Origin of the sequence: Streptomyces genisteinicus (assembly GCF_014489615.1) — a bacterium.
In the GTDB taxonomy this organism is placed as follows: Bacteria; Actinomycetota; Actinomycetes; order Streptomycetales; family Streptomycetaceae; genus Streptomyces; species Streptomyces genisteinicus.
The window spans coordinates 3,047,731-3,064,650 of the sequence record NZ_CP060825.1 but is presented as its reverse complement, the minus strand read 5'-3'; the positions used below and the strand labels follow the sequence as shown (position 1 = coordinate 3,064,650).

The 16,920-nt window shown below is 74.2% G+C and carries 15 protein-coding genes; 4 read left to right on the top strand and 11 right to left on the bottom strand.

From position 1 onward, the window contains the following. Positions 1 to 45 precede the first annotated feature (45 nt). On the top strand, positions 46 to 546 hold the full coding sequence (locus IAG43_RS13320; RefSeq protein ID WP_187740972.1) for a hypothetical protein: 501 nt from the start codon (positions 46 to 48) through the stop codon (positions 544 to 546). A 71-nt stretch (positions 547 to 617) separates the two neighbouring features. Here the strand turns inward: IAG43_RS13320 and IAG43_RS13315 are convergent, their stop codons facing one another. The 9 genes from IAG43_RS13315 to IAG43_RS13275 form a co-directional block, all read right to left on the bottom strand. After that, complete coding sequence (locus IAG43_RS13315; protein WP_187740971.1) at positions 618 to 1,850, bottom strand: cytochrome P450 family protein; 1,233 nt, start codon at positions 1,848 to 1,850, stop codon at positions 618 to 620. Next, positions 1,847 to 3,109 carry a cytochrome P450 gene (locus IAG43_RS13310; protein ID WP_187740970.1) on the bottom strand — a complete coding sequence of 421 codons (1,263 nt, stop codon included), beginning with the start codon at positions 3,107 to 3,109 and terminating at the stop codon, positions 1,847 to 1,849. Before IAG43_RS13310 ends, IAG43_RS13315 begins: the two co-directional genes overlap by 4 nt. Next, positions 3,106 to 3,738 carry a GTP-binding protein gene (locus tag IAG43_RS13305; RefSeq protein WP_187740969.1) on the bottom strand — a complete coding sequence of 211 codons (633 nt, stop codon included), beginning with the start codon at positions 3,736 to 3,738 and terminating at the stop codon, positions 3,106 to 3,108. The genes IAG43_RS13310 and IAG43_RS13305 overlap by 4 nt, the downstream gene beginning before the upstream one ends. After that, positions 3,713 to 4,072: a DUF742 domain-containing protein gene (locus IAG43_RS13300; RefSeq protein WP_187740968.1), complete on the bottom strand. Its 360-nt coding sequence runs from the start codon at positions 4,070 to 4,072 to the stop codon at positions 3,713 to 3,715. Before IAG43_RS13300 ends, IAG43_RS13305 begins: the two co-directional genes overlap by 26 nt. Further along, a complete protein-coding gene (locus tag IAG43_RS13295; RefSeq protein WP_187740967.1) occupies positions 4,069 to 4,491 on the bottom strand; it encodes a roadblock/LC7 domain-containing protein in 423 nt (140 codons plus the stop codon). The genes IAG43_RS13300 and IAG43_RS13295 overlap by 4 nt, the downstream gene beginning before the upstream one ends. Next, on the bottom strand, positions 4,488 to 5,909 hold the full coding sequence (locus IAG43_RS13290) for an ATP-binding protein (RefSeq protein WP_187740966.1): 1,422 nt from the start codon (positions 5,907 to 5,909) through the stop codon (positions 4,488 to 4,490). The genes IAG43_RS13295 and IAG43_RS13290 overlap by 4 nt, the downstream gene beginning before the upstream one ends. Before the next feature lie 278 nt (positions 5,910 to 6,187). Continuing rightward, complete coding sequence (locus IAG43_RS13285; protein WP_187740965.1) at positions 6,188 to 6,433, bottom strand: hypothetical protein; 246 nt, start codon at positions 6,431 to 6,433, stop codon at positions 6,188 to 6,190. Between the two features lie 292 nt (positions 6,434 to 6,725). Then, positions 6,726 to 9,704 carry an SARP-family global regulator AfsR gene (gene afsR, locus IAG43_RS13280; RefSeq protein WP_187740964.1) on the bottom strand — a complete coding sequence of 993 codons (2,979 nt, stop codon included), beginning with the start codon at positions 9,702 to 9,704 and terminating at the stop codon, positions 6,726 to 6,728. Between the two features lie 122 nt (positions 9,705 to 9,826). After that, positions 9,827 to 10,669: a polysaccharide deacetylase family protein gene (locus tag IAG43_RS13275; protein ID WP_187740963.1), complete on the bottom strand. Its 843-nt coding sequence runs from the start codon at positions 10,667 to 10,669 to the stop codon at positions 9,827 to 9,829. 290 nt (positions 10,670 to 10,959) lie between these two features. Here IAG43_RS13275 and IAG43_RS13270 point away from each other — a divergent pair, with 290 nt between their 5' ends. Both IAG43_RS13270 and IAG43_RS13265 read left to right on the top strand, forming a co-directional pair. Further along, a complete protein-coding gene (locus tag IAG43_RS13270) occupies positions 10,960 to 11,490 on the top strand; it encodes a GNAT family N-acetyltransferase (RefSeq protein WP_187740962.1) in 531 nt (176 codons plus the stop codon). 260 nt (positions 11,491 to 11,750) lie between these two features. Further along, entirely contained in the window at positions 11,751 to 13,319 is a 1,569-nt protein-coding gene (locus tag IAG43_RS13265) for an APC family permease (RefSeq protein WP_187740961.1), read from the top strand. Between the two features lie 102 nt (positions 13,320 to 13,421). Here IAG43_RS13265 and IAG43_RS13260 read toward each other — a convergent pair whose 3' ends face one another. Beyond that, positions 13,422 to 14,069 (bottom strand): hypothetical protein, encoded by a 648-nt coding sequence (locus IAG43_RS13260; protein ID WP_246574293.1) that lies wholly within the window; start codon positions 14,067 to 14,069, stop codon positions 13,422 to 13,424. Between the two features lie 92 nt (positions 14,070 to 14,161). Then, positions 14,162 to 15,670 carry a CehA/McbA family metallohydrolase gene (locus IAG43_RS13255; protein WP_187740960.1) on the bottom strand — a complete coding sequence of 503 codons (1,509 nt, stop codon included), beginning with the start codon at positions 15,668 to 15,670 and terminating at the stop codon, positions 14,162 to 14,164. Between the two features lie 389 nt (positions 15,671 to 16,059). Between IAG43_RS13255 and IAG43_RS13250 the strand changes: the two genes are divergently transcribed. Continuing rightward, the gene (locus tag IAG43_RS13250; RefSeq protein ID WP_187740959.1) at positions 16,060 to 16,887 is read left to right on the top strand and encodes an LLM class F420-dependent oxidoreductase; all 828 of its coding nucleotides are present in this window, start codon (positions 16,060 to 16,062) and stop codon (positions 16,885 to 16,887) included. Positions 16,888 to 16,920 lie beyond the last annotated feature (33 nt).

Sequence of the window (16,920 nt, the reverse complement as noted above, 5' to 3'; positions counted from 1 at the left end):
GTCAAACGAGCCCCTTTACCTACCACTTTCAACGGGGGTTGAAACGTGAAGATTCGTCATGTCCGCGCGATCGCTGTCTTCGGCATCGCGCTCGTCGCCCTGACCGGCGCCCGCGGCTCGGGCGGCGGAGGCTGCGACAACAACAGCAGCAGCTCCAGCAGTTCCAGCACCTCGGGCGGCAGCCACGGCGACAGCGACGGCACCTCGGGCGGCTCCTCCGGCGGATCGCTGCCCGGCGGCGGCTCCGGCGGCGACAAGGCCGCCCGCGACGTGACCATCGACGAGTGCACGTACGACCCGGCGACCAGGAACCTCGTCGCCCGGATCACCGTGAACAACAGCGACGCGATGGACTACGACTACACCGTCACCATGAAGTTCACCGGCGGCGCGGGCGCCACGGCCGTCCCGGCCACGGCGATGAAGAGCGGCATCGCGGTCGCCGGCGGCGGGAGCGCGTCCGCCGAACTCACCACCCCGTACACCGGCTCCGGCGACGGCTCCGAGTACACCAAGTGCGAGGTCACCCGCGCCAGCCGCTTCTGACGCCGCGCCGGGCGGGCGGTGGCACCCGGCTCCCGGGCCGGGGCCCGCGCCCGCCCGCCACGCGGCACCCGTCAGCCGCGCAGCAGCACCGGGATCTCCTGCCAGCCGTACGCGATGAACGACGGCACCTGCTTCAGCTCGTCCGGCTTCGCCGCGAGCGCCGGGTCCGGGTAGCGGTCGAAGAAGGCCGACAGCGCCGTGACGGCCTCCACCCGCGCGAGCGGCGCCCCGATGCAGCGGTGCACACCGATTCCGAACGCCATGTGGTCGTCCGCGGCCCGGGTGGCGTCGAAGGCCTCGGCCGTCTCCCCGTAGTGGGTGGGGTCGGTGCCCGCCGCCGCGTAGGTGGTGAGCACCGCGTCGCCCGCCGGGATCGTGACGCCGTCCACGGTGACGTCCGTGACGGCGAAGCGCAGCGGCAGCGAGGCGATCGACGGCTGGAGGCGCAGGACCTCGTCGATCACCTGGTCCCAGGAGAGCGTGCCCGCGCGCACCGCGGCGAGCTGCTCCGGGTGCTGGAGCAGCGCCACGATCGCGTTGCCGATGAGGTTGACCGTCGTCTCGAAACCGGCGCCGATCACGAGCAGCAGCGTGTACAGCAGCTCCTCGTCGCTGAGCCGGTCGCCGCCCTCGTCGCGGACCCTGATCAGCTCGGTGGTCATGTCGTCGCCGGGGTGCGCGGCCTTGTGGGCGATCAGCCCGCCGAGGACCGCGACGATCTGCTCCTGCACGAACGCCCCGTGCTCCGGGCTCGGGTCCGTGGTGTCCATGATGGCGGCGATCAGCCGGCCGGTGCCCTCGGTCAGGTGGTCCGGCACGCCGAACAGCTCGCAGATCATCCGCATCGGCAGTTCGTACGCCAGCAGCGCCTTCACGTCCACGGGGCCGCCGTCCGCGCCGGCCGCCTCCACGTCCGCCAGCAGCTCCGCCGTGATGGCCTCCACCCGCGCCCGCATCGCCTCGGTGCGCCGGGCGGTGAAGCTGGGGGCGACCAGCCGGCGCAGCCGGGTGTGGTCCTCGCCGTAGGTGGAGAGCATGTTCCGCACGCCGACCCAGCCGAGGATCCACGTCCAGTCGGGGTTCTCCGGGACGACGGGGAAGAGGGACCAGTGCTTGCGCGGGTCCTTGGAGATCCGCGGGTCCAGGATCAGCTTCCGCAGCGTGTCGTAGCCGGTCGGGGCCCAGGCCGGTATGCCGCCGGGCAGCTCGACGGGGACGATCGGTCCCTGGGCGCGCAGCCGGGCGCTCTCGGCGATGATGTCGGCCCCGAAGGGGTCGATGGCCACACGGGTGGACACGGTCATGCGCGGTCTCCTGCCTGATCGGGCGTGGGCGCCGGCGTGCGGTCGGGTGTACGCGGCGTGAAGCGGACGGGCAAGGCGTTCAGCGAGCGGTGGAACGGGCCGGGCCGCCAGGAGAGGCGTTCGCGGGGGAGGACCGGATCGAGGTCGGGCAGCCACTGGGTCAGGCGCTCGACGGCCTCGGTGGCGATCAGCACGGCGGGCTGCTTCACCGGGCAGGAGTGCGGTCCGGCGCCCCACGACATGTGGGAGGCGTCGTGCGGGTGGTGCGCGTCGGCGAAGTCCTTCTCCGCGAAGTACCCCATCGCCCCGAAGGAGATGACGATCGGGACCGCCGCCTGGAGCCACATCCCGTGGAAGCTCATCGACCGGCGCGCGAAGTGGGCGCCGTAGTTGGCGAGCGGGGTCTCGTAGCGCAGCACCTCCAGGACCGCGTCCATCACCGGGCGGGAGCCGGAGGTCAGGGTGGAGTAGTACTCGGCGTTGCCGAGGATGCGCGAGAGGGCGTTGGAGATCAGGTTGGCGGAGGGTTCGTGGCCGGCGCCGAGGGTGAGGAACACCTGCCAGGTGACCTCCTCGGGTGTCAGCTCCAGCGGGTGGTCCAGCAGCCGGCTCGTCAGGTCGTCGCCGCGCTCGGCAATCTTGGCGCCGATGAGCTCCATCACGTACTTGCCGTACTCGACCTCGCCGTCGGCGGCCCGGGCGCCGCCCTCCATCATCTGGCCGAGCGCCGCGTCCAGCCGGCCCGATTCGCTGTCGGGCAGGCCGAAGAGGCTGTTGAAGACCATCGCCATCATCGGGCGGGCGAACTGGGTGACGAGGTCGGCCTCGCCGTCCGGCCCGAACCGGGACACCAGGGTGTCCACCGCGCGGTGGACCCGCTCGCGCAGGTCGTGCGGCTCGACGAGGTCGAAGGCGTCCAGCAGGGTCCGCCGGTAGCGGATGTGGGCGTCGCCGTCCGCGAAGAGCGCGTTGGCCCGCCAGCGCATCATGCCGAGGATGGGCGCGTCCGCGGCGACGGTCCGCTCCCAGGGCCGCGGGTCGACCGAGAACGACTCGGTGTCGTGCAGCATGTCGAGCGCGGCCCGGCGGTCGGTGACGACGTACGCCGAGACCCCGGGCGCGAGTTCGGCCCAGCCGACGGGTCCCTGCGCGCGCAGGGTCGCGTAGTACGCGTACGGGTCGGCGGCGAAGCCCTCCTCCCAGAGCCGGACCGGGGCGGCGAGCGTGAAGGCGTCGGAGTGGGCGGGGTAGGCGTTCACCGTGCCTCCGATGCCATGCGGTCGATGACGTGCTGGACGAGAGCGAGGAGCGCGTCCACGGACGCGTTGGTGTGCCGCGCGTCGACCGTGACGAGCGGGGTGTCGGGCGCCAGGTCGAGGGAGCGGCGCACCTGCTCGTCGGTGTAACGGGGCGAGTCGGGGAACATGTTGAGCCCGACCGCGAACGGCACCCCCGACTCCTCGACCAGTCCGAGGACGTCGAAGGACTCGGCGATGCGCCGGGTGTCGACGAGGACGAGCGCACCGAGCGCCCCGTAGGCGATGTCGTCCCACAGCGGGCGGAAGCGCTCCTGCCCGGGGGTGCCGAACAGGTACAGCACCACGGAGTCGCCGAGCGAGACGCGGCCGAAGTCGATGGCCACGGTGGTGGTCGTCTTGTCGCGGACGCCCGCGAGGTCGTCGACGGAGGCCGACGCCTCGGTCAGGTGCTCCTCGGTGTGCAGCGGACGGATCTCCGAGACCGCGTCGATCAGGGTCGTCTTGCCGACCCCGAACGGTCCGGTGACGAGGATCTTCACCAGCTCGCGGGCGGTGTCGGGCAGGTGCAGCGACGCGGCGTCGGCGGGTGCGCCGGCGGTCCGGTCAGAGCTTGAGGGCGCGGAGGCCATCGGCCACTCTCTCCAGCAGGTCACGGTCGGGCAGGGCGGCGACCGGGACGGGCGGGCGGGCGCTCACCAGCCCCTGGTCGGTCAGGGCGGCGGCGAGCACGCGGACGGCCGAGACCGGCAGCCGGAGCAGGGCGGCGCACTCCATCAGCGTCAGGGAGCCGCCGTCCAGCAGGGCCAGCAGGGCGTGCTGGGCCGCGGGCAGCCCCGCGGGCGGCGGCCCGCCCGTGCCGGTCAGCACGGACAGGCGTTCCAGACTGTTGCGGCTGGGCCGCGCCACCCCTCCGGTGGAGAGGTAGGCGGGGACCAGCGGCCGGCCGTTCCGGCGGCCGGTCATACGAGGGGGCCGCCGTCGGCCGCGCGGGGAGCCGCGGCCATGGCCTTCTCGCCGAGCCGTGCGACCTGCGAGTGGACGCGGTGCCCGAGCAGGTCGAGACGCACCTCCGGGTCGCCGAAGGCGGCGACGCACGTCCCGTGCGCGGTGGGGGCGACCAGGATGTAGCCGAGGTCGGACTCGATCACGACCTGGCGCAGCTGGGCGACGGGCGCGTCCGCGAACGCGGCGGCGGCGGTGCGGCAGGCCCCCTGGACCGTGGAGGTGATCGCGGCCACGCGCTCGGCGGAGTCCTGGGCGAGCGCCGCGGTGAAACCGGACACGAGCCCGTCCCTGGTGAGGAGGACGGCGGCCCGCACGTGCGGGATCTCCAGGATCGGATCGAGCACCCAGGCCGATTCACCGGTCTCGCGGCTGTTCATCGGGGGTCGTTCCCTTCGGTGGCGGCGGCCTGGCGGGCCGCGTTGGTGGCGGACTGCAGGGCTCCGAGGGCCGCGGCGGACTCCTCGGGCGAACGGGCGGGGATGCGCGGCGCCGGTACGCTGCGGCCGGCCTGCGCGCCCTGCACGGGGACGCGGCGCCGGCGCTGCGGGAGCAGGTCGCCGTCGGCGGACGGGACGCCCGGGGCCGCGCCGGCCGACGGGACGCCGGCGGACGGGACGCCGGGGGGCGGTGCGGCCGCCTGCCGGGCGGGCGCCGCGGGGTGCTGCCGGACCTCCTCGTCCGGCTGCGCCCGGTCCGGCCGCGGCTCGTGCCCGGCCGCCTGCCGGGTCGAGGGGGCGGCGCCGGCGGAGTGCGGCCGCAGGGCGGGGTCGACGGTGCACAGCAGGTGGTTCTTGATCAGCAGGACCGCGCGCACGCCGCCGTAGGGGGAGGGGCTGGAGAGGTCCACCGAGAGGTCGAACTGCCGGGTGAGCTGGCCGATCGCGGCCAGTCCCATGCGGGGCGGGTCGCCGAGCTCGGAGAGCATGATCGGGTCGCGGCCCGCCACCATGCGCTGGGCCCTCTCCCGCTCGTCGGGGGCCATGCCGACGCCCGCGTCGTCGACGGTCACCGTGACGCCGTGGTGGGCGCGTTCGAGGCCGACGACGACGGACGTGTCCGGCGAGGAGTGGCGCAGCGCGTTGTCGAGGAGCTCCGCGACGATGATCGCGACGGGTTCGACGGCGTGCGAGACGAGCGCGGTGCCGGGCTCCAGGTGGTGCAGCACCTGCACCCGGTGGTAGCCCACCAGCCGTGCCTGGCCGCCGGTGACGGCGTCGACGAGATGGGACTCCTCGCGGGCCAGTCCGACCCAGGCGCCGCAGACGACGGCCGCGACCTGGGCGCGGCGCAGGGACTGCTCGTTCTCGTGGTCGAGCGCGTAGAGGGTCTGCGCCAGCTCGGGGTCGTCGTAGCGCTGCTGGAGGCCGCGCAGCACGTCCTGGAGCCGGTAGAGGGCCGCCTGGATCTCCCGGGTCGTGCCGCGCATCCCGGCTCGCGCCGCCGCGTCGACCCGCTTGCGCTCCGCCACGACGGCCTCGCGCAGGGCGTCGAGCACGGCGTCCGTGCCGGCGCCGGCGGGGCCGAGCGGGCCGGGCACCCGCACATGCGGGTGGGCGCTGCGGGTCGCCTCCGCGGGCAGCCGCGTGCGGGCCAGGTGCTCGATCTCGGCGGCGAACGCCGCTCCCGCGCGGTCGAGTTCGCCGCGGGAGGCGTCGAGTTCGGAGCGCAGCGACCGGATCTCCGCCCGGTGCCCGGCGCGCTCGCGCCGGGCGCGCAGCAGACCGCCGCCGAGGACGAACGCCGACAGTGTCCCGGCGGCCAGACCGCCGACGGCCAGCTCGGGTATCTCGATCATGGGTGAGGACCTCGGGTGCAGGCGGGTTCAGGGGCGCCCAGTTGGGCTCGGACCCGCCAAGTAGACACCTTTGAAGCGCAGTTGCGTTCGGAACTGCACGAGATCCTCGTGTATGTGTCTGATCGGTGACCAATTGTCGATGAAGTGAGGGGTCGGCTCTCAGCCGTTCTCCTGTGTTCCGGCCACGGTCTCCCGCCGTTTCCGGACACGCCGCGGCCGCGGCGGCTCCCCCTCCGCGCCGCCGCGGCCGTTCCCCGTCGTGAGTGGCTCGGCTCCCGTCAGGGCCTCTTCGGCTTCAGCGGCTCGGAGGTCGCGTGGGTGTCGCCCAGGGTGCGGACGTCGCCGCCGGTGGCGTGGGTGTCGCCCAGGGTGCGGACGTCGCCGCCGGTGGCGTGGGTGTCGCCCAGGGCGCGGATGTCGCCGCCCGTGGCGTGGGTGTCCTGGGTCGTCACCGCGTCCTCCGCGCCCGTGGCGTGGGTGTCCTGCGGCTTGAGGATCGGGTCCTGCTTCTGCGCGTCAGCCATGGGGCTGCCCTCCCGTTGGTGGTTCCGTCGTGCTGCCGATGGGCCCGTCCGGCTGCTCCCCCGATGGCTTCCGGACGGGCCCCCGGGGCGGCTCACCCTATGCGCTGCCGCCGCGGTGCCGACCGTCTGCCCCCCGACGCGACGGATCGACACGTAGAGAGTGCCTGCCGGGGATAAACGAACGATGAACGCCCGTACCGGGCACGGCCGGCGGGCGCGCGGCGGCACCGGGCGGGGGCGGCGGCCGTGCGACGGCGGCACCCGCCGGCACCGCCGCGCGGGGCGGCGCCGGCTACGCGGCGGCCGCGGGCGCCAGCAGGGCGCGGACGTCGGCCGACTCCGGGGAACCCAGCTCCTCGTAGATCCCCAGCGCCTCCCGCCAGCACACCTCCGCGCGGCCGGTCTGGCCCAGTGCGCCGAGTGCCTTGCCGAGCACGGTCAGGACGTTCCCGCGGCGCCACTCGCCCCCTATGCCCCGCAGCACGGTCAGCGCCATCTCGGCGTTCGACGCGGCCTGCGCCGGGCGGCGGCCCGCGAGGTCGGCCTCGGCCATCCGGTAGAGGGTCATGCCCTCCCAGAGCCGCTGCCTGCTGTCGTGGAAGACGTCCAGGGCCTCCTGGAGTCGTGCCGTCGCCTCCACGATCTTCCCGCTGCGGGTGAGCGCCATGCCCAGCGCGTACCGGGCGTTGGCGCCGCGCAGCGCGTGGCCCATCGCGTCGTAGATGTCGAGGCCCTTCTGGGCGAGGGCCACCGCGCTGGCGGTGCGCCCCATCGCCAGGTGGATGCGGGAGAGGTTGCACAGGGCCGACGCCTCGCCCGGCTGGTTGTCGCCCGCCCGGAAGTCCGCGATCGCCCGCTCCAGATGGCGTTCGCCGTCCTCCTGCCGGTTCTGGTAGACGGCGATCACCCCGCGGTGGTTGGAGGCCCAGCAGCCGGTCAGCGGATCGTCGTTGAGGACGGACAGCCGCAGCGCCTGAGCCGCCTCCGCGTCCGCCTCGTCGAACCTCCCGGCGACCAGGTGGGCGTTGCTCAGGGTGACCAGCGCCCGGCCCTCCGCCCAGGTGTCGCCCGCGGCGCGCGCCGCGTCCAGGACGGCGGCCGCGACCGCCTCGTACCGCTTCGGGTTGGCGCCGGACTCGCCGAGGTCCAGGGCGGCCCACAGCAGGTCCACCGCACGGCGCACCGTCCCCGGCCGGGAGGACTGGCGCACGCAGGCCAGCAGCGGATCGGCCTCCGCGTAGAGCCAGTCCTGGGCCGCGTGGCGGTCCGGGAAGGTCAGGCCCGCGTCGCCGGCCGGCTCCAGATGCTCCACCAGACGGTCGCCGGGGCGCTCGATCGCGTAGACCCGGGACGCCGACGCCAGATAGAAGTCGAGCAGGCGCGAGAGCGCCGCCTCCCGCTCCGACGGCGGCTGCTCGTCCCGCTCCGCGCATGCACGCGCGTAGAGGCGCACGAGGTCGTGGAAGCGGTACCGGCCCGGGGCCGCCGACTCCAGCAGCGAGGTGTCGACCAGCGCCTCCAGCAGGTCCTCGGCCTCGTGCGGCGGCAGGTCCAGCAGCGCCGCGGAGGCGGCCAGGGAGATGTCCGGGCCGTCGGCCAGGCCCAGCAGCCTGAACGCCCGCGCCTGGCCCGGCTCCAGCTGCCCGTAGCCGAGTTCGAAGGTGGCCTTCACCGCCAGGTCGCCCGCCTGGAGCTCGTCCAGGCGGCGCCGCTCGTCGGCGAGCTTGGCCGCCAGCACCGAGACCGTCCAGGTGCGGCGGGCGGCCAGCCGGGAGGCCGCGATCCGGATGGCGAGCGGCAGGAAGCCGCACGCGGCGACCACGTCGAGTGCCGCCTCCCGCTCGGAGTCGACCCGCTCCGCCCCCACGATCCGGGTGAACAGCCGCAGGGCCTCCTCGGGCGACATCACGTCGAGGTCCACCAGGTGCGCGCCCGCCAGGTCGACCATGCGGACCCGGCTGGTGACGAGCGCCGCGCAGCCGGCGGTGCCGGGCAGCAGCGGACGGATCTGGGCCGCGTCACGGGCGTTGTCCAGCAGGACGAGGATGCGGCGGCCGTCGAGGGACGAGCGGTAGAGCGCGGCGCGTTCGTCGAGGGTGTCGGGGATCGCCGAGTCCGCCGTGCCGAGGGCGCGCAGGAAGGCGCCCAGCACCGTCTCGGGCTCCGCGGAACGGCTGCTGGTGCCCTGGAGGTCGATGTACAGCTGGCCGTCCGGGAAGTGGCCGCGCGCCTGGTGCGCGACGTGGACGGCCAGGGTCGTTTTGCCGACGCCCCCGATGCCGGCCAGCGCGGAGACCGCCATCACCGAGCCCTCGGCCGAGGCGAGGCGGTCGCCGAGCTCCCGCACGAAGGACACCCGGCCGGTGAAGTCGGGCACCGTGGCCGGCAGCTGGGCGGGCCGGGTGAGCTGGACCCCGGGCGGCGGGTGCTTCTCGCTGGGGCGGGCCAGTTCGGCGTCGGCCGTCAGGATGCGCTGCTGGAGGCCGGAGAGCTCGGGCCTCGGGTCCACGCCGAGCTCGTCGGCGAGCAGCCTGCGGGTGTCCGCGTAGACGGCGAGGGCCTCGGCCTGGCGGCCGCACCGGTACAGCGCCAGCATCAGCAGTTCGCGCAGCCGCTCGCGCAGCGGGTGGGTGGCGGTGAGGGCGGTGAGTTCGGAGACGGCCTCCGCGTGGCGGCCGACCTCCAGGTCGAGGTCGAGACGGGTCTCCCGCAGCGTCAGGCTCCATTCGGCGAGCCGGGCGCGCTGGTTCTCGGCGTACGGGCCGGGGACGTTGGCCAGCGGCTCGCCGTCCCACAGGCCGAGCACCTTGTTGATCAGGGTGCGGGCCTGGTGCCGGTCGCCGGCCGCGTGGGCCTTGCCGGCCTCGTCCGCGAGCTCCCGGGCGACCGCCAGGTCGAGCGCGTCGCGCCCGATCCGCAGCGCGTAGCCGCCCGACTCGCTGACGAGCGCGTCGCCTTCGAGGGCCTTGCGCAGCCGGGAGGCGTAGGTGCGGACGGCCGCGAGCGCCTGGGACGGTGGCTCCTCGCCCCAGATCGCGTCGATCAGCTCGGAGGCGGTCGCGGTGCGTCCCTCGCGCAGCAGCAGCGCGGCGAGCAGGGCCCGTTGCTGGGGCGAGCCGGGCGGCAGCGTCTCGGCACCGCGCCGTACCCGTACGGGGCCGAGCACGGTGAAGTACAGCGCGGCGTCGACGCTGTCCGCGCCGTCCGCACCGCCCTCGCGCTGATGCGGAACGCGCTGGTTCGGTACGCGTGGCCCGCTGTCACGGCCCATTGGCTGCCCCCTGCCCGTACTGCCGGAATCGCCCTCGACAGTCTGCCCTGTGCGGGGCTGCCCCGTCAGCATGGGGGCGTCACGGTCTGGTACCACGCGGCCGCCGGAGGGCGCCGGGGTGATCAGGGGCGATAGACGGATCCGGGCTCCGCCCGCCCGGGGGCGAGGAGTTCGGGGACCGTGACGAAGGTGTAACCGCGCTTCTTCAGCTCGTCCACGATGCCGGGGACGGCGGGCACGGTCCCGTCGTAGATGTCGTGGAGCAGGATGATGCCGTCGCGGCCCGCCTGGTCGAGGATCCGCTTCTCGATGAGGGCCGAGTCGGTGGTGGAGTAGTCCTTGGCCGTGGCGCTCCACAGCACGGCGGCGAGGCCGAGTTCCCTGCTGACGTCCATCACCTCGGCGGTGCGGCGGCCCTGCGGCGGGCGCATCAGCGTGGGCTTCTTCCCGGTGATCTCCGCTATCGCGTCCTGGGTGCGGGCCAGTTCGTCGCGTATGCCGTCCCTGTCGAGCTGGTCGAGCCGGCGGTGGGTCCAGGTGTGGTTGGCGACCTCGTGGCCCTCGGCGGCGATCCGGCGCACCACGTCCGGGTACTTCAGGACGTGGTTCTTCCCGAGCAGGAAGAAGGTCGCAGGGACGTCCTTCTCCTTGAGGATGTCGAGGAGTTCGGGGGTGTCGCGGCCGGGGCCGGCGTCGAAGGTGAGCGCGATGCACTTGGCCTTCCCGCAGTCCACGGGCGGACGGGCGGAGCCGGCGTTCTTGCCGGCGGAGCCGCCCCGGCCGGCGGCGATCGCCGAGCCCTCGGGGGCGTCGGCGCGGGCCTCGGACGGCGAGGTGGTGTCCGACGAGCAGCCGCCGAGGACGAGGGCGAGGGCGGCCGCCGTCAGTGCCGAGGCAACCCGGAACCGGGTCCTGCCCCTCCTGTGGGGTGTGACGGTCGTGGCGGTCCCGGGGCGTGCGGGCATGGCGGAGCTCCCCCTGTGTGCGGTGGCGGTGCGGACGCGTACGCGGCGCGGCGTGCCGCCGGCCCGGTCGGCCGTGCGCGTCCCCAGCGACTATACACAGCGTGTATAAACCGAGTGCATAGTGGGGTGCGGCCGGGCGCCGGGTGCCCGCGGGCGTCGGCCGGTCGCCGGCCGGGTGCCGGGTGACCGGTGCGCGACGGCAGGTCGGCGGGCCTATCGCGTTGAGCCGCCGCCGGTGGGCGTGCTACCCCTTGGGCGTTCTGTGACCGGTGGTGGAAGGGGGCGGCCGCATGCTGCTCGGTGAGCAGGTGGGCCTGCGTGCCATGGGGCCGGGGGACGCCGACGCGCTGTGGCGGTGGAACCACGACCCCGAGGTGATGCGCTGGATGAACGACACCTACCCCGGCACCCTGGACCAGGTCGAGAGGTGGCTCGCCGAACGCCCGCGCAACGCCTACGGGGACGTCCTCTTCGGCGTCGAGGTCCTCGACGGAGCCGCCCTCGTCGGTCTGGTGGCACTGCGGGACGCCGAGCCCGAACGCGGCATCGCCGAACTCGACATCTATCTGGGGGAGAAGGAGTACTGGGGCCGCGGGATCGCGACCGACGCCGTGCGCACGGCCTGCCGCTACGGATTCGACGCGATGCGCCTGCACCGCATCACGCTCACCGTCGTCACGGAGAACCGCGCCGCGCGGCGCGCCTACGAGAAGGTGGGCTTCGTCGAGGAGGGCCGGCTGCGCAGCTCCTTCCGCCGGGACGGCGTCTGGTACGACCAGTTCCTGATGGGGCTGCTGGAGGGCGAGCTCCGCGAGCCGTGAGCGGGGCGCAGGTCCGGCCGGCGTTCCGCGGGACGGCAGGGGGAAGGTGCCGCGGGAAATTTTGAAAGCGGGCAATACGGACACCGCTGCGATTCCCGCAGCAGGGGAAGGTGTCGCCGACGCCTCATGATGGTTCGACGGTGCGCGACTTCGCCCTTCTCTTCGTCATCGTGTGGCGTTTTCGACCATGGAAATGCAGGAGTTGCGGCCGGACGGCGATCATCCGGATATGGAAACCGCAGGACTTACCGTCCTGTCCCATGACTCAGCTGGATGCACGGCCCCAGGCCGGAGACCCGGTAAGGGGCGTCCCCGGCGGGGGCGCCACCGAGACGGGCGTACGCACGAAGGGCCTCGGCGGGAACTCCGTCGGACTGATGGGCAGCGCCGTCATCGGCATCTCCACGGTCGCGCCCGTCTACTGCCTGACCTCCACCCTCGGCTCCACGGCCGGCGAGGTCGGGGTGCAGATGCCCGCCGTCTTCCTCGCCGGCTTCCTGCCGATGCTGCTGGTCGCCTTCGCCTACCGCGAGCTCAACCGTGTGATGCCCGACTGCGGCACCTCCTTCACCTGGACGGTGAAGGCCTTCGGCCCCCGGGTCGGGTGGATGTGCGGCTGGGGCCTGGTCATCGCGACGATCATCGTCCTCTCCAACCTCGCCGGTGTCGCCACCTCCTACTTCTGGCTGCTCGCCGGAGAGGTCACCGGCAGCGAGGCGGTCGCCGGGCTCGACGGGAACAAGGCCGTCCACATCGGCACCTGTCTCGTCCTGATCGCCGTCGCCACCGCCATCAGCTACCGCGGCATGACCGCGACCAAGGGCGTGCAGTACGCGCTGGTCGGCCTTCAGCTCGCCGTGCTCGCCGTCTTCGTCACCATGGCCCTCACCAGGGCGGACGGCTTCGCCACGTCCCTGTCGTTCTCCTGGTCCTGGCTGAACCCCTTCGCCGTCCAGTCCTTCGCCGCCTTCACCGCCGGCCTCTCCCTGTCGATCTTCATGTACTGGGGCTGGGACGCCTGCCTGACCGCCAACGAGGAGACCGTCGGCAGCGCCAGGACCCCCGGCCGCGCGGCGATGATCTCCATGGTCGTCCTCGTCGGCTCCTACCTGGCCACCGGCATCGCCGCCCAGGCGGCCGTGGGCTCGGGCGACAGCGGGCTCGGCCTCGCCAACCCCGAGACCTCCGACAACGTCTTCGCGGCCCTCGCCGGGCCCGTGATGGGCCCCGGACTGGGCATCCTGCTCTTCGTCGCGGTGCTCGCCTCCGCGGCCGCCAGCCTCCAGACCACCTTCATCCCCGTGGCCCGCACCGTGCTCGCCATGTCCGCCTACGAGGCCCTGCCGCCGTCCTACTCCCGGGTCCACGAGCGCTTCCGGACCCCCGGCCGCGCGACCGTCGTCGCGGGCGTCGCCACCGGCGCCTTCTACACCGTCATGACCCTCGTCAGCGAGCACGTCCTCGTCGACACCATCTACGCCCTCGGGCTCATGATCTGCTTCTACTACGCGCTCACGGCCTTCGCCTGCGCCTGGTACTTCCGCCGGGAGCTGCGGCGCTCCGTGCGCGACCTGGTCTTCAAGGGCGTCTTCCCGGTGCTCGGCGGTGCGCTGCTGGCCGCCGTGTTCGGCAAGACCCTCTACGACATGTGGGACCCGGCGTACGGCTCCGGCTCCTCCGTCCTCGGCGTCGGCTCCGTCTTCGTGATCGGCGTCGGGCTGCTGCTCCTCGGGCTGGTCCTGATGGTCGCGATGCAGCGCCGCAGCCCGGCGTTCTTCCGCGGCGAGATCCTGACGAAGGAGACCCCGTCGCTGGTCGTCGCGGACTGAGAACGCGCCCGGCGCGCGGACGGTGGGGCCCCGGGCGCCACCGTCCGGCGCAGCTCAGCGGCGGCGCACCGGCGCCCGGTGCGGCTCAGCCGGCGGTGCGGCTCAGCCGGTGAGGAACGCGCCGGTGCCGCAGGGGCGGCAGACGAAGACGTAGCCGAGATCGCCGCCGAGGTTCATGGCGTACCGGTGGTCGAAGCCCTCCTCCAGATGGGCCGCGAACTCCATCGCGCCGGAGCACCCGGGGCACTCCGGGACCCGCTCGTCCTCCAGGTACGACGGTGCGCCGCCGAGCGATCCCAGCACCTCGCGCTGCTTCCCGAACCGCTCGCCGGGCTGCTGCTTCCAGCCGGAGCGGGCGAGGTCGTACGGGTCGCCGTCCCCGCCGTCCCCGCCGTCCTCCGCCGGCGGGAACGGCACCGCCTCGGTCCGGACCGCCGAGACCACCGGCAGCAGGGTGACGCCCTCCCGCGGTACGGCCATCGGCACCAGCCCGGTGCGCGGGAAGAGGAACACGCGGTTCGCGCCCGACGCGGCGTCCCAGCTCTCGCAGGCCCCCGGGTCGTTCCGGCACAGGAACACCGACAGGACGACGTCCTCGACCGGCAGATGCGCGAAGAACTGCATCGGCCCGCCGCAGTCCGCGCACGCGGGCCAGCCGGCGCCCTCGGGCGCCAGGGGCACGCCGCCGGTGCGTGCCGCGTCCGCGTCGTGCGGCGCGGCACCGTCGTAGATCATCAGGGTGGTCTGCACGGCGGCAGGCTACGGGCAGCCGCCGACACCGCGCGAGGGCCGGGCGCCTGCGCCGCACCGGCCCCGCCCCCGGCCTCGGGCCCCGCGCCGGTTCAGCCGCCCAGGAAGACCGGGTTGGTGAGGGCCGCGGGAGCCCCGGGCAGACCCGGCACCGACGGTGCGTGCCGGACCTCCGCGCGCACGTAGGTCGCGTTCCGCGGCGTCGTGCGCCACTCCACGGTCCCCGACCCCGAGGCGGGCACCGCCGCCGTGTGCAGCACGCCCTGGTCGGTGACGAGGCGGACGGTGCAGCCGGGGACGCCCGCCACCTCGGCCCGGACCGTCACCGGGGTGTCGTCCCCGACCCGCAGCCGGCCGCCGATGCCCGCCTGCCGGCCCCGCCCGCCGGTGGCGGACAGCGTGAGGGCGACGTCCTTGCCCGCGGCGATCCAGCAGCGGCCCGCCCGGATGCCGTCCAGGACCGCCGCACGGGTCAGATCGTCGGCGAGCACCACGGTCTGCGGGGCGCCGACCGGGTCGGGGTCGCGATGGGCGTCGCTGCCGCCGACCGCCGGGGTCCAGCGCCCGCCGCCGCGCGCGGCGACGGCGAGCGAGGCGTCCCAGTCGGCGAGGGCGACCTCGTCGTCCGGGGTGTACGGGCCGTTCCACACCTCGACCGCGTCGGCCTCCCCGAAGCCGAACTTCCAGTTGCAGCCGATGCAGGTGGCGTGCGGATGCGCCGGGACGACGAGCCCGCCGGCCTGCCGGATCCGCCGCGCGAAGCGGCCGAAGCGGTTGTCCCGGGCGCGGTAGCGCCAGTCGACGAACGTCCCCGGGTCGGTGCCCACCGCGAGGACGTGGCCGTTGCGGGTGGTCACCTCCTCGCCGAGCAGCACCAGCAGGTCGTCTCCGGCCGCGTCCGCCCAGTGGGCGTGCGCCGCATGGGTGTTGTGCTCCGAGGAGTTGACGAAGTCGAGCCCCGCCGCCCGGGCGAGCGCGGCGATCTCCGCCGGGGTGCGCCGCCCGTCCGAGTACCAGGAGTGCAGGTGGAGGTCGCCCCGGTACCAGGCCCGCCCCCGGCCCCTGGCGCGTTCCGGCGGGTACACCGGGGTGCGCGGTGCGGCCTGACCGCCGTGGCCGAGGGTGATCCGGACCTCGTACGGCAGACCGCCGGGCGCCACCGTGTAGGGCGCCAGCGCGATGTACCAGACGCCCGGCTCGATCACGCCGGGCAGGTAGCCGGGCGTCGCGTCGTCGGAGCGCACGAAGAACTCGCTGCGCGCCCCGCCCGACCAGCCGCGGAAGCCCTCCCCGCCGAGGGCCGTGCCGCGCTGGTCGAAGAGGCCGATGTCGAGCGCGTTGCCCGTGGTCCCGGCCGGCTGCGGCGGCCGCTCGTAGGAGTAGGAGACGCGGATCTCGTTCACCCCGCGGGGGATCTCCACCGGCAGGTACACGAAGTCGGCCGCGCCGGGGTCCAGGACCCCGCGCACGGTCTCGGTGCTCCGGGCGCCGTCGGGCTGCGCCGCGCCCGCGAAGCGCACGGTGCCCAGGGTGAGGGCGGCCGCGGCGCCGGTCACGATCAGCGCGCGTCTGCCGGGTGCGTGGTCTCGGTCGGTGCACATGCCGTCGGCTCCCTGGGTGTCGTCACGGAAAGGAGGATCAGGAGGATGCAGGAGGGTCTGGAGGTTGCGGTGGCACCCTCGTACCGGGCGGTGAACGGCGCGACAAGGGCGGGAAGTCGCCGGATGACCGTCGTGTGTCGGCGGATTCCGGCCGAGTTCCGGCCCGGTTCCGGCCGAGTGCCCTCCGCGCGCCGCCCGTTCGTCAGGCCGACTGTCCGCCGTCTCTCCACAATCGGTCCGCGGTCTGTCCGCTGTCCGTTCGTGGTCCGTCCGTGGTCCGAGGGCCGTGAGCGTGCCGCCCGTGCGCGTCGTGCGGACGATCCGCCGGCCTACGGACGGCCCTCGTCGTGACCGGCGACGGGCCGCCCGGCCTGCTCTACGGTGTCCCCATGCGGATCGCGACCACGATCTTCCTCACCGACGAGACCATCACCCCCGTCCGTCTCGCCCGCGAGCTCGAACAGCGCGGCTTCGCCGGCCTGTACCTCCCCGAGCACACCCACATCCCGGCCGAGCGGAGCACCCCCCACCCGGCCGGCGGCGAGCTGCCCCCCGAGTACGCCCGCACCCTGGACCCGTTCGTCGCCCTCGCCCAGGCCGCGGCCGTCACCACGTCCCTCGCGCTCGGCACCGGCATCACGCTGGTCGCCCAGCACGACCCGATCGTCCTCGCCAAGCAGATCGCGTCGCTCGACCATCTGTCGGGCGGCCGTTTCACCCTCGGCGTCGGCTTCGGCTGGAACGTGGAGGAGGCCGCGAGCCACGGCGTCGCATGGGCCACCCGCCATGCGCTGGTGCTCGACCGGATGCGCCTGATGCGCGCCCTCTGGGCGCCGGAGCCCACCCCTTACCAGGGCGAACACGCCCGGGTCGGCGCCTCCTTCGCCCACCCCAAGCCGGCCGGCGGCAGCCCCCGCGTCCTCGTCGGCGGCGGAGCGGGACCGGCGGTCTTCGCCCAGGTCGCCGAGTACGCCGACGGCTGGCTGCCGATCGGCGGGGGCGGCCTCGGCACGTCCCTGCCCGTCCTCCGCCGGGCCTGGGCCGACGCGGGACGCGACCCGGACGCCCTCCAGGTCGTCCCGTACGCCGTGTTCCCCTCGCCCGGCAAGCTCGCCCGCTTCGCGGACTCGGGCATCCGGGAGGTGGTCCTCCAGCTTCCACCGGGGACGGAGGCGGAGGTCCTGCGCGCCCTCGACGACTACGCCCAGTACCTCTGAACCCCTGAACCCCTGACCGCCCGCACCTCCGAC

What these genes read in the sequence shown, in the direction of transcription:
- IAG43_RS13300 (WP_187740968.1), bottom strand. Translation starts at nt 4,072, where the DNA reads ATGACCGGCCGCCGGAACGGCCGGCCGCTGGTCCCCGCCTACCTCTCC.
- IAG43_RS13305 (WP_187740969.1), bottom strand. Translation starts at nt 3,738, where the DNA reads ATGGCCTCCGCGCCCTCAAGCTCTGACCGGACCGCCGGCGCACCCGCC.
- IAG43_RS13315 (WP_187740971.1), bottom strand. Translation starts at nt 1,850, where the DNA reads ATGACCGTGTCCACCCGTGTGGCCATCGACCCCTTCGGGGCCGACATC.
- IAG43_RS13285 (WP_187740965.1), bottom strand. Translation starts at nt 6,433, where the DNA reads ATGGCTGACGCGCAGAAGCAGGACCCGATCCTCAAGCCGCAGGACACC.
- IAG43_RS13255 (WP_187740960.1), bottom strand. Translation starts at nt 15,670, where the DNA reads ATGTGCACCGACCGAGACCACGCACCCGGCAGACGCGCGCTGATCGTG.
- afsR (WP_187740964.1), bottom strand. Translation starts at nt 9,704, where the DNA reads ATGGGCCGTGACAGCGGGCCACGCGTACCGAACCAGCGCGTTCCGCAT.
- IAG43_RS13275 (WP_187740963.1), bottom strand. Translation starts at nt 10,669, where the DNA reads ATGCCCGCACGCCCCGGGACCGCCACGACCGTCACACCCCACAGGAGG.
- IAG43_RS13295 (WP_187740967.1), bottom strand. Translation starts at nt 4,491, where the DNA reads ATGAACAGCCGCGAGACCGGTGAATCGGCCTGGGTGCTCGATCCGATC.
- IAG43_RS13290 (WP_187740966.1), bottom strand. Translation starts at nt 5,909, where the DNA reads ATGATCGAGATACCCGAGCTGGCCGTCGGCGGTCTGGCCGCCGGGACA.
- IAG43_RS13250 (WP_187740959.1), top strand. Translation starts at nt 16,060, where the DNA reads ATGCGGATCGCGACCACGATCTTCCTCACCGACGAGACCATCACCCCC.
- IAG43_RS13265 (WP_187740961.1), top strand. Translation starts at nt 11,751, where the DNA reads ATGACTCAGCTGGATGCACGGCCCCAGGCCGGAGACCCGGTAAGGGGC.
- IAG43_RS13270 (WP_187740962.1), top strand. Translation starts at nt 10,960, where the DNA reads ATGCTGCTCGGTGAGCAGGTGGGCCTGCGTGCCATGGGGCCGGGGGAC.